General features: G+C 72.0%; 10 protein-coding genes. 7 read left to right on the top strand and 3 right to left on the bottom strand.

The window, feature by feature from the left end:
• Positions 1-703 (top strand): TerD family protein (locus tag ADL12_RS14375; protein WP_425265095.1); only part of this gene is annotated, 703 nt, incomplete at its 5' end.
• Here ADL12_RS14375 and ADL12_RS14370 read toward each other — a convergent pair.
• Positions 704-1,879: a glycosyltransferase gene (locus ADL12_RS14370; protein ID WP_244187902.1), complete on the bottom strand. Its 1,176-nt coding sequence runs from the start codon at positions 1,877-1,879 to the stop codon at positions 704-706. It abuts the gene before it with no gap.
• A 57-nt stretch (positions 1,880-1,936) separates the two neighbouring features.
• On the opposite strand from ADL12_RS14370, the gene ADL12_RS14365 reads away from it, so the two are divergent.
• Complete coding sequence (locus tag ADL12_RS14365) at positions 1,937-2,722, top strand: glutamate racemase (RefSeq protein ID WP_062702291.1); 786 nt, start codon at positions 1,937-1,939, stop codon at positions 2,720-2,722.
• Positions 2,723-2,828: 106 nt separating this feature from the next.
• Positions 2,829-3,371, top strand: a complete 543-nt coding sequence (locus tag ADL12_RS14360; protein ID WP_062702289.1) for a hypothetical protein — start codon at positions 2,829-2,831, stop codon at positions 3,369-3,371.
• A 78-nt stretch (positions 3,372-3,449) separates the two neighbouring features.
• On the opposite strand, the gene ADL12_RS14355 is transcribed toward ADL12_RS14360, so the two are convergent.
• Positions 3,450-4,517 carry an O-antigen ligase family protein gene (locus tag ADL12_RS14355; RefSeq protein WP_079052041.1) on the bottom strand — a complete coding sequence of 356 codons (1,068 nt, stop codon included), beginning with the start codon at positions 4,515-4,517 and terminating at the stop codon, positions 3,450-3,452.
• 337 nt (positions 4,518-4,854) lie between these two features.
• Here ADL12_RS14355 and lnt point away from each other — a divergent pair, with 337 nt between their 5' ends.
• The 4 genes from lnt to ADL12_RS14335 all read left to right on the top strand — a co-directional run bounded on the left by lnt (position 4,855) and on the right by ADL12_RS14335 (position 9,897).
• Positions 4,855-6,465: an apolipoprotein N-acyltransferase gene (lnt, locus tag ADL12_RS14350; RefSeq protein ID WP_062702286.1), complete on the top strand. Its 1,611-nt coding sequence runs from the start codon at positions 4,855-4,857 to the stop codon at positions 6,463-6,465.
• Positions 6,466-6,533: 68 nt separating this feature from the next.
• Entirely contained in the window at positions 6,534-7,013 is a 480-nt protein-coding gene (locus tag ADL12_RS14345) for an NUDIX hydrolase (RefSeq protein WP_062702284.1), read from the top strand.
• Positions 7,014-7,067: 54 nt separating this feature from the next.
• The gene (locus tag ADL12_RS14340) at positions 7,068-7,877 is read left to right on the top strand and encodes a 3-hydroxybutyrate dehydrogenase (protein ID WP_062702283.1); all 810 of its coding nucleotides are present in this window, start codon (positions 7,068-7,070) and stop codon (positions 7,875-7,877) included.
• 76 nt (positions 7,878-7,953) lie between these two features.
• On the top strand, positions 7,954-9,897 hold the full coding sequence (locus ADL12_RS14335) for a helix-turn-helix domain-containing protein (RefSeq protein ID WP_062702295.1): 1,944 nt from the start codon (positions 7,954-7,956) through the stop codon (positions 9,895-9,897).
• A 60-nt stretch (positions 9,898-9,957) separates the two neighbouring features.
• Here ADL12_RS14335 and ADL12_RS14330 read toward each other — a convergent pair whose 3' ends face one another.
• Positions 9,958-11,343 (bottom strand): MFS transporter, encoded by a 1,386-nt coding sequence (locus ADL12_RS14330; RefSeq protein WP_062702281.1) that lies wholly within the window; start codon positions 11,341-11,343, stop codon positions 9,958-9,960.
• Between the last annotated feature and the right edge of the window lie 96 nt (positions 11,344-11,439).

The following is an 11,439-nucleotide window of genomic DNA, read 5'->3' as shown; positions in this document are numbered from 1 at the left end:
GCCGGTGACCATGGCGCCGCCCGCCATGCCGCCGGTCCCCCCGCCCGTGCCCCAGGCGCCGCCGGTCAGGCTCAGCAAGGTGACGCTGACCAAGGCGGCCCCCTCCGTCTCGCTGACCAAACAGGGCGGCACCTCGGGCGCGATGCGCGTGAACCTCAACTGGCAGATGCGCAAGCAGTTCTCGGGCTGGGCGAGCAAGCTGGGCCGCCCGGTCGCCATGCACAACGACCTCGACCTCGACCTGTGCGCCCTGTACGAGCTCACCGACGGCAGCAAGGGCGTCATCCAGTCCCTCGGCAACGCCTTCGGCGCCCTGCACCAGCCCCCGTACATGCACCTCGACGGCGACGACCGCACCGGCGCCGTGTCCAGTGGCGAGAACCTCACCATCAACCTCGACCACCAGCGGGACTTCCGGCGCATCCTGATCTTCGTGACCATCTACGAGGGTGCGCGTTCCTTCGCCGACCTGCACGCCACGGTCACCCTCACGCCGCAGCACGGCGCCCCGGTCGACTTCTCGCTCGACGAGTGCACGGTCCCCTCCACGGTGTGCGCGCTCGCCCTGATCACCAACACCGGCAGCGATCTCGTCGTCCAGCGCGAGGCCCGCTACCTGGTGCCCGAGCGCGGGGTGAGCCCGCAGCGCACCGTCGACTACGCCTACGGGTGGGGCATGAACTGGACGCCAGGCCGCAAGTAGTCAGCCCTCGTCGGGCACCGCGTCCGGACGGGTGTAGGTGCGGCCCTTCCAGGCCGCGCCGCGCCCCCGGTAGTGCTGCACCGCGGAATCGACCGTCATGAGGAGGTAGAGGAACGCAGTGAACGGCAGCAGGGGAGCGAGCCACAGCGGCTGGCGGTAGTAGCGGAGCATCGGCACGTACGTACCGGCCATCACCAGCCACGCGACACCGCCGACGACCGCCGACGCCGTATCCCCGCCCGCCAGACCCGCGACGAGGGCCACGGGCGGCACCAGATACACCAGCGCGAGCCCGGCAACCGTCCCGGCCAGCACCAGCGGGTTGTGCCGCAACTGGGCGTACGCGCTGCGCGAGACCATCCGCCACAGGTCGCTCAGTCGCGGATAGGGGCGCACGCTGTCCACCCGCTCGGCCAGCCCCAGCCAGATGTGGCCACCACCGCCCTTGACGGCCCGCGCGAGCGCCACGTCGTCGATGACGGCGTGCCGGATGGCGTCCGGAATCCGCGCCCGCTCGGCGGCGTCGGCGCGCAGCAGGACACAGCCGCCTGCCGCGGCCGCGGTCCGAGCCCCCTTCTCACCGATCCGGCGGAACGGATACAGCTGCGCGAAGAAGTACACGAAGGCCGGCACGACCAGCCGCTCCCACAGGCTCTCCACCCGCAACCGGGCCATCTGAGAGACGACGTCGAAGCCCCCGGTGCGCGCCGCCGCGACCAGCTCCCGCAGACTGTCGGGGGCATGCGCGATGTCGGCGTCCGTCAGCAGCAGGTACTCGGGATCACGCGCGCGTGCCAGGCCGATGCCGTGCCGCACCGCCCACAGCTTGCCGGTCCAGCCCGCGGGCGGCTCGCCGGGGGAGTCCACGGTCAGCGGCAGTCCGCCGTGCCGCCGCGCGAGCTCGCGCGCCAGCTCCCCGGTGCCGTCCGAACTGCCGTCGTCGATCAGGAAGATCTCCGCACGCCCCGGGTAGTCCTGGGCGAGCAGCGACGGCAGGCTCGCGGGAAGTACCGCCGCCTCGTCGCGCGCCGGTACGACGACGCAGACCGACGGCCACTCGTCCGGTTCCGCCCGCTGCGGAAGTCTGACGTCCGTACGCCAGAAGAAGCCCTGGCAGAGCAGCAGCCACAGCCAGGCGGCGAGTGATCCGGCGGCAGTCCACGCGATGGCGCTCACGCGCGCAGTCTGCCCCACCGGAGGGGCCCGCAAGGCCCCATCGTCTATCGTGGCCGGGTGAAGATCGCGCTGATGGACTCCGGAATCGGTTTGCTCGCGGCCACCGCCGCGGTACGGCGGTTGCGACCCGACGCGCATCTCGTGCTCTCCCTCGACCCCGACGGCATGCCCTGGGGCCCGAGGACCACCGAGGACCTCACGCAGCGCGCCGTGGCCGTCGCGGACGCCGCCGCCGCGCACCGGCCCGACGCCTTGATCATCGGCTGCAACACCGCGACCGTGCACGCCCTGCCCACCCTGCGCGCCCGCCTCGAACCGGGCATACCGGTCATCGGCACGGTCCCGGCGATCAAGCCGGCCGCGGCCGGTGGCGGCCCCTTCGCGATCTGGGCCACGCCCGCCACCACCGGCAGTCCCTACCAGCGCGGCCTCATCGAGGACTTCGCCGACGGCGTGGCCGTCACCGAGGTGCCGTGCTTCGGGCTGGCCGAGGCGGTCGAGCACGCGGACGAGACGGCGATCGAAGCAGCCGTCGCCGCGGCCGCCGCACTGACCCCCAAGGACGTGACGACCGTCGTCCTGGGATGCACGCACTACGAGCTCGTCGCCGAGCGCATCCGCGCCGCCGTCCAGCGCCCCGGCTTCCCACCGCTCGTCCTGCACGGCTCCGCCGGCGCGGTCGCCGCCCAGGCGCTGCGCCGACTCGGCGAGCAGCCGACCCCAGGTGTCGAGGCGAACGGCACCCTGACGGTGCTGCTGAGCGGCCGCGAGGGTGCGCTGCCCGTGCCCGCTCTGGCCTACGAGGAAGGCCGTCTCCTGCAGGAGATCAGCCCCGCACGGTAACCGAGCGTCACAAAACGGACGACGTCGGTCCGTCCGCGGCCCGGTCGGCGCAGTCACCCTCCGCAGCGCGGTACCAGCGCAGCGAAACCTGAGTAACCTCATAAACATGAGGGACCACCCCCACAGCGCGAATCCACACCCCGATGTCTGGACCGGGCGGGCGACCAACCGGGTCCAGTGGTTGCTGGCGCTCGTCGGCGCCGCCTGTATGGCGCTCGGGATCGAGCTGGCCGTCGATTCGCCGTGGACGGATGGCGTCGCCCCGCTCGTCATGGCCGTCGTCGGCTGCATCGCGGCCGGGCTGCTGGTCCTCTTCGGCACCCTGGCGTTCGTGCATGTCGCCCTGAAGGTCGACCAGGAGTGCCTCGAGGTGCGCTGCGGCCACATCGGTGTGCCGCGCCGCCGCATTCTGCTGTCCGAGGTCGCGGGCGCCGACTTCGTCGCGCACGTCACTCCGCGTCACTGGGGTGGCTGGGGCTACCGGTGGCGGCCCGAGAAGGGCACCGCCGTCGTCGTACGGCGTGGCGAGGGCTTGGTGCTGCGGTTGTGGGACGGCCATACGTTCACGGTCACCGTGGACGACGCCGAGGCGGCCGTACGAGTCATCAGGGACCGCCTGCGGACACGGGCACCCGGCACAGCGCACTGAATCAAGGGCCCGATCGTCACCGCGCGGGTGGGGCTTCGGAACCATGTGTGTGGGCCGGCCCCTGCGCCGCACGCCGGGTCATGGAGTCAACCGATCCCCACGCGCGCGTACGTCGCCCTCGCGCACCGGCGATCCGTGGCCGATCGGACGTGCCGTGGCCAACCCCGCCAGCAGGCCCGCGCCCACCGACACCGCGGTGAAGCTGAGCGCGTTGCCGACCGCCGCAATGGCCGCCAGCGCCGTCAGGGCCGCGCCCGCGGTGAGCGCGACCGGGGTGGGGCGCGCGGTGCGCCACAGCGCGAACAGCATCCAGCAGAAGGCCGCCGCCAGCAGGATCACGCCGACCACTCCCTGCTCCGCCACCTGTTGCAGGGGTGCCGAGTGCGGCTTGCCGTCGGACAGCGGGGTCCCGGTCGCCGTCGTACTGAGCTCCCCGAAGCGTCCCGGTCCCACGCCCAGGCCGAGGTCCTGACCCGCCAGGTGCAGGGCGTCCTGCCACAGCTGGATCCGGTGCTGCGTGAGCCGACCCTCGAGCCGGCCGACGAGCCCGCCAGGCACGGCGTTCCCGGCAACCGCCCAGGTCAGGCCGGTGACGGAGGTCGCGGTCAGGGCCAGTCCCGCGATGGCCACGCCGCGATGGCGGATGTGGCCGGCGGCGATCGAGCACAGCACGACGGCTGTACAGGAGACGAGGCCCGTGGTCGAGCCGAGGGCGCCGGCCGTCACCGCGATTCCTGCGGCCAGCGCGCGCAGACCCAGTCGCAGCGCCGGTGCCGAGGCAGCCCAGGCGGCGCAGCACGCGGCGCCGGCGGAGAGGGTCAGTACGGCGGCGGTGCCCCCGGCGTGGCCCAGCGGGGCGACGATCTGCGGCCCGGGGGCGAGGTGCGGTACGGCCAGCGTCAGGCCCACTCCGGCCACTGCTCCGGCGCAGGGCGCGGCGACCGGCAGCAGAGCCCCGCCGATCCGCCCCGCGGCATAACCGGCGGCCACGGCGAGGATCGCGAGCAGTACCCCCTCGGGCCGGCCGTCGTGCACGGCAGCCGTGATCAGCGACCAGGCGGCGCAGGCCCCCAGTACGACCACGCCCGCCGCATCAGAAACGTTTCGTCTGTCGCCGGCCTCATCCGGACCTGCCGCAGACGTCATCCCCGTGACATCCACCCCGCCCCCCGAAACCCGGTCCCCCGACCTGTGACGGGCCTCGCCGTCCGGACCTGACCTGCCGGTACGACTGAGGCTCCGGCCTACCGTAACGGCTGATGGCCGGTTTGTGGACGTGTCGTGCAGGAACGATGCGTCGCCTGAGCGCCGAGGGGCCGGCGTCGGCGCGCTGGGGAGGGACGACCGGCGGCGTCTCCCGTGAGAGGCCCGCGCCCGCAGGGGACCCTGCCGGGGGCCCGACGGACGCATGCGCCCACGTGGGAGCCCTGCTGCCGCCGGACCGCGCTGTCGGTGCCGAGGTCAACCGCCGTACACTCCCCGAGTGACCGTCACCGCAACTTCCGTGGGCGAGTCGGACCAACTGCAGCCGCAGATCGCGCCCGCCTCGCGCGCGGCACGGCTCGTGCGTCTGGTTCCGGCCCTCGCCGCGGCGCTCTCCGGAGTGCTGCTCTACGTCAGCTTCCCGCCCCGCACCCTGTGGTGGCTGGCCCTGCCGGCCTTCGCCGTCTTCGGCTGGGTGCTGCGCGGCCGCTCCTGGAAGGCGGGCCTCGGCCTCGGCTATCTCTTCGGCCTCGGCTTCCTGCTACCGCTGCTGGTGTGGACCGGAGTGGAGGTCGGCCCCGGCCCCTGGCTCGCGCTGGTCGCGATCGAGGCGCTCTTCGTCGCGCTGGTGGGCGCGGGAGTCGCCGCGGTGTCGAAGCTGCCGGGCCGGCCGGTGTGGGCGGCGGCGCTGTGGATCGCCGGAGAGGCGGCACGCGCGCGTGCGCCGTTCAACGGCTTCCCCTGGGGAAAGATCGCGTTCGGCCAGGCCGACGGCGTCTTCCTGCCGCTCGCCGCGGTGGGCGGCACCCCGGTGCTCGGTTTCGCGGTCGTTCTCTGCGGCTTCGGTCTGCATGAGGTGATACGCCTGACTGTCGAGGCGCGGCGCACGCGGGCCGTACGGCGGTCCGCTGCCGCGGTCGCCCTGCTGAGCGTGGCCCTGCCGGTCGTGGGCGCCGTGGCCGCCCGGCCGCTTGTCACTGACAAGGCCGAGAACGGCACCGCGACCGTCGCGGTCATCCAGGGCAATGTGCCGCGTGCCGGACTGGACTTCAACGCCCAGCGGCGAGCCGTACTGGACTACCACGCGCGCGAGACCGAGCGCCTGGCCGCCGAGGTCAAGGCGGGCAAGGTCGCACAGCCCGACTTCGTGCTGTGGCCCGAGAACTCCTCCGACATCGACCCCTTCGCCAACGCCGACGCGCGCGCCGTCATCGACGCGGCCGCCAAGGCGATCGGCGCGCCCATCTCCGTCGGCGGCGTCGTCGAGCGGGACGGCAAGCTGCTCAACGAGCAGATCCTGTGGGACCCGGTGAAGGGGCCCGTCGACACGTACGACAAGCGGCAGATCCAGCCGTTCGGCGAGTACCTGCCGTTGCGCTCGCTCGTCGGGGCGATCAACGAGAACTGGACCGCGATGGTCCGCCAGGACTTCAGCCGGGGCACCGAGCCGGGCGTGTTCACCATGGACGGCGCCAAGGTCGGCCTCGTCACCTGCTACGAGGCTGCCTTCGACTGGGCCGTGCGCTCCGAGGTCACCGACGGCGCGCAGATGATCTCCGTGCCGAGCAACAACGCGACCTTCGACCGCAGCGAGATGACGTACCAGCAGCTCGCCATGTCCCGCGTCCGTGCCGTCGAGCACAGCCGGACCGTCACCGTGCCGGTGACCAGCGGGGTCAGCGCGATCATCATGCCGGACGGGACGATCACGCAGAAGACGGGCATGTTCGTGGCCGACTCGTTGGTCCAGAAGGTGCCGCTGCGCTCCACCGAGACGCCCGCCACGCGGTTCGGCATCCTGCCGGAGATCGCCCTGGTGCTGGTCGCCGCCGGCGGCCTCGGCTGGGCGATCGGCGCCGGGATGCGCACGCGACGCGCCGCTGACGTGTAGCCGTACGTCGGTCGCACGCCCCCGGAATCTCCCGGGGGCGCCGCCACCGGCCAGTTAGGGTCGGGGCCATGGCTACTCCTGACTTCATTCGTACGATCCGGGCCTCCGCCGGTCATCAACTGCTGTGGCTTCCCGGGGTCAGCGCCGTCGTCTTCGACGATGAAGGGCGGGTCCTGCTGGGGCAGCGCGCGGACAACCGCAAGTGGACGGTGATCAACGGCATTCCGGACCCTGGCGAGCAGCCCGCGGCCGCAGCCGTGCGGGAGGTGCAGGAGGAGACCGGTGTCCGGTGCGTCGCCGAGCGCATTGTCCTCGTCCGATCCGGGAACGAGGTCACCTATCCCAACGGCGACACATGCCAGTTCATGGACATCACCTTCCGCTGCCGGGCCGTCGGCGGCGAGGCCCGCGTGAACGACGACGAATCGCTGCAGGTCGGCTGGTTCGAGGTGGACGCGCTGCCCGTGATGGACGAACGTCAGCTGTTCCGGATCAAACAGGCACTGTCCGATGAACCCACGTGGTTCGAGCCTATGAGTTCGCACTGAAGTATGGGCTGTGACCATATGTGGCCTGGCGAGGGTGCTGCCTAGGGTCGAGCCATGACCCCGCCCAGCACCCTCCTGGCTCAAGGCTCGTCCTTGCCCGTCCCGCTCGACCTCGGCGGCCGCACCGCACTCGTCACCGGCGCCGCCGGTGGTATCGGCCGTGCGTGTGCGCTGCGGCTCGCGGCCGCAGGAGCCAAGGTGAGAGCGGTCGACCGGGACACCGCGGGCCTGGATGCGCTTGCCGACCGGGCACGGGGCCTGGCCGGCGCCGTCGAACCGCACGTCCTCGACCTCACCGACCTGGACGCCACCGAACTCGCCGCCGCCGGCACCGACGTCCTCGTCAACAGCGCCGGGCTGCAACTGGTGCGCCCCATCGAGGAGTTCCCGCCCGACGTGTTCCACACGGTGCTCACCGTGATGCTGGAGGCGCCCTTCCGGCTCATCCGTGGTGCCCTGCCCCATATGTACGGGCAGGGCTGGGGCCGGATCGTCAATGTGTCCTCCGTCCATGGACTGCGCGCCTCGGCCTTCAAGTCGGCCTATGTGGCCGCCAAACATGGTCTGGAGGGACTCTCCAAGACCGCCGCCCTGGAGGGCGCACCCCATGGCGTCACCTCGAATTGTGTGAACCCCGCCTATGTGCGAACCCCACTGGTGGAGAAACAACTCGCCGACCAGTCCCGGGCGCACGGTATCCCCGAGGAGCGGGTGCTCTCCGAGGTGCTGCTGCAGGACAGCGCGGTCAAGCGGCTCATCGAACCGGAGGAGGTCGCGGAGGCCGTGGCGTACCTGTGCAGCCCGCAGGCGTCCTTCGTGACCGGCACGTCGCTCGTGCTCGATGGTGGCTGGACCGCGCACTGAGCGGGCCGGCGCCGACGGGATTCCGAGTTATCCACAGGGCTGACGAGGCGGCGGTGCGATGAGCAATCCTGTGGGCATGTCCCGCGATCACGTGCAGTCCGCCTCGCGTTCCGCCGCTGCCGGAGCGCCCCTGAGCAGTGCCGAGACGCCATTTCTCGAGCTACTGGCCCGGGGCGCGTCCGCCGACGCCTACGAGCAGCCGGTGCTGCTCGCCCGCGCCGAGGGCAGACCCACCGAGCGGATCGTCGCCCTCGAACAGGCCAAGCTGCTCGCGCTGCGCGTGCGCTCCGAGCTGGAAGGGCGGCGCAGGCGAGAGGCCGAGCTGTCGGCCCTGTTCGAGACCGCCCACGACCTGGCAGGTCTCCGGGACCTGGACGCCGTACTGCAGGCGATCGTGCAGCGCGCCCGGTCGCTGCTCGGCACGGACGTCGCCTATCTCAGCCTGAACGACCCGGCCAGGGGCGACACCTACATGAGGGTGACCGAAGGCTCGGTCGCCGCCCGGTTCCAGCAGCTGCGGCTCGGCATGGGCGAGGGCCTCGGTGGACTCGTCGCGCAGACCGCCCGCCCGTATGTCACCGACGACTACTTCAAGGACGACCGCTTCCAGCACACCCTCACCATCGACGCCGGCGTGCGCGACGAGGGGCTGGTGGCCATCCTCGGTGTGCCCCTGATGCTGGGGCACCACGTGATCGGTGTCCTCTTCGCTGCGGACCGACGCGCCCGGGTCTTCGAGCGGGAGCAGATCGCGCTGCTCGGCTCCTTCGCTGCCCTTGCCGCGGCCGCCATCGACACCGCGAACCTGCTCACCGAGACCCGCTCGGCCCTCGCCGACCTGGAGCTGGCCAACGAGATCATCCGGGACCGCAGCGGAGTCATCGAACGGGCCTCGGACGTGCACGACCGGCTCGCCGAACTCGTGCTGCGCGGCGGCGGGGTACACGACGTGGCCGCCGCGGTCTCCGAAGTCCTGGACGGCACGGTCGAGTTCGCGGAGGCCGCCACCGCACCGGCCAGAGCGCTGGAGGCATCCCGCGCCGAAGGCCACGCCGTACGGCACGACGACGACTGGATCGCCGCGGTGGCCGCAGGCGGCGAACTGCTCGGTGCGCTGGTGCTGCGTGGCCACCCCGGCCTCGACCCCGTCGACCAGCGCACTCTGGAGCGGGCCGCGATGGTCACCTCCCTGCTGCTCCTCGCCCGGCGCTCCGCCGCCGAAGCCGAACAGCGCGTCCGGGGAGAGCTGTTGGACGACCTCCTCGACGCCCGCGACCGTGACCCGCGTCTGCTGCGCGAGCGCGCGGCGCGATTGGACGCCGACCTCGACGCCGGGCATGTCGTGCTCGCCGCGCGCCTCGACGCCGTCGCGGCCGACGCCGACCAGGAGGCGGCCGCCCGCAGACGCCTATGGTCCGCCGCGTCCCACCTTGCCGCGACCCGGCACGGCCTGGCCGCCGCCCGCGACGGCGGCACGGTGCTGCTCCTGCCCCTCGAAACGGGAGACACCGCCACCGCCCTGGCCCGCCGCACCGCCCGACATCTCGGCACGGCCGTCCACGAGGCGGTCACCGTCGGCGCCTCCGCCCCGGTCGAAGACCTGGCCGCACACCCGGACTCCGTCGCCGCCGCCTATGAGGAGGGCCGGCGTTGCCTCGACGCCCTGCGGCTGCTCGGCCGCTCCGGAGACGGCGCCGCTGCCGAGGACTTCGGGTTCCTGGGGCTGCTGCTGGCCGGGGACCGGGATATCGCGGGCTTCGTCGACCGGACGATCGGCCGGGTCGTCGCGTATGACGAACGGCGCGGCACCGGCCTGCTGGGCACCCTCGACGCGTACTTCGCCTGCGGGATGAGCCCGGCGCGCACCAAGGACGAACTGCACGTCCATGTGAACACGGTCGCCCAGCGCCTGGAGCGCGTCGGCCACCTCCTCGGCGACGACTGGCAGAGCCCCGCCCGCACACTGGAGATCCAACTGGCCCTGCGGCTGCACCGGTTGTCGGCACCGGCACAGCGCTGACCCCCGCACGCACGGCGTACGGGGGTCAGGTTCCCGGGATTCGGTGGCGTCGACCAGAGGTCAGACAGTGCGCGCGTCCGCCGCCCGGGGTGTCTCGGGCTCCGCGTCGGTGGGGGACTCGATGTCGGCCAGATCCCGGTGGCGGGTCTCCTTGGCGGCGCCCACCGCGATCACCGTCAGGACGGCCGCCGCGATGACGTACAGGGCGATCGGGGTGGAGCTGCCGTAGTCGGACAGCAGCGCGGTGGCGATCAGCGGTGCGGGCGCGCCTGCCGCGACCGAGGCGAACTGCGCGCCGATGGAGGCACCGGAATAGCGCATCCGGGTCGCGAACATCTCGGAGAAGAAGGCGGCCTGGGGCGCGTACATGGCGCCGTGCAGGACAAGGCCCACGGTCACGGCGAGAAGCAGGTTGCCGAAGCCGCCGGTGTCGATGAGCGAGAAGAACGGGAACATCCACAGCCCGACGCCGACCGCGCCCAGCAGGTAGACGGGGCGACGGCCGACCCGGTCGGACAACGCGCCCCAGGCCGGAATGGCGGCGAAGTGGACGGCGGAGGCGATCAGCACGGCATTGAGGGCGGTCTGCTTGGAGACGCCGGCCGAGGTGGTGGCGTACACGAGGATGAACGCGGTGATGACGTAGTAGCTGATGTTCTCCGCCATGCGCGCACCCATCGCCACCAGCACGTCACGCCAGTGGTGCCGCAGCACGGAGACCAGCGGCAGCTTCTCGGCGGCCGCCACGTGCGCGACCTTGCGCGCCTCCGCCTGGGCCAACGCCTGCTTGAAGACAGGCGATTCATCGACAGACAGACGAATCCACAAACCGACGATGACCAGGACTCCGGAGAGCAGGAAGGGGATCCGCCAGCCCCAGCTGCCGAAGGCGCTGTCCGACAGCACGGCCGTCAGCAGCGACAGGACGCCGGTCGCCAGCAACTGCCCCGCGGGAGCGCCGGTCTGCGGCCACGAGGCCCAGAAGCCCCGCCGCCGCGCGTCCCCGTGCTCGGACACCAGGAGCACGGCCCCGCCCCACTCCCCACCCAACGCGAAACCCTGCACCAGGCGCAGCATGGTCAGCAGCACGGGCGCGGCGGACCCGATGGTCGCGTGCGTCGGCAACAGTCCGATCGCGAAAGTCGCCCCACCCATCAGCAGCAGACTCAGCACCAGCAGCTTCTTGCGGCCGATCCGGTCGCCGTAGTGCCCGAAGACGAGGGCTCCCAGCGGCCGGGCCGCGAATCCGACGGCGTACGTCAGGAAGGACAGGAGCGTGCCGACGAGCGGGTCGGAGTCCGGGAAGAACAGCTTGTTGAAGACGAGGGCGGCTGCGGAGCCGTAGAGGAAGAAGTCGTACCACTCGATGGTGGTGCCGATGAGGCTGGCGGCGACGATGCGCTTGAGGTTGCCGGGGGGTGGGGGAGCGGTGGTTCCGGAGGCCATGTGCGCCACTTCCTCGTGTGCGGTGGGGACGGGTACGTGTTCGCACACGGTAGGAATCTGCAGGTCAGGGGCACATGTGGTGGGACTACATAGTTC

This window comes from Streptomyces regalis (assembly GCF_001509475.1).
Lineage (GTDB): Bacteria > Actinomycetota > Actinomycetes > Streptomycetales > Streptomycetaceae > Streptomyces > Streptomyces regalis.
Note: the sequence above shows the minus strand (reverse complement) of the source record. Positions and strands in the feature narration are given on the sequence as shown.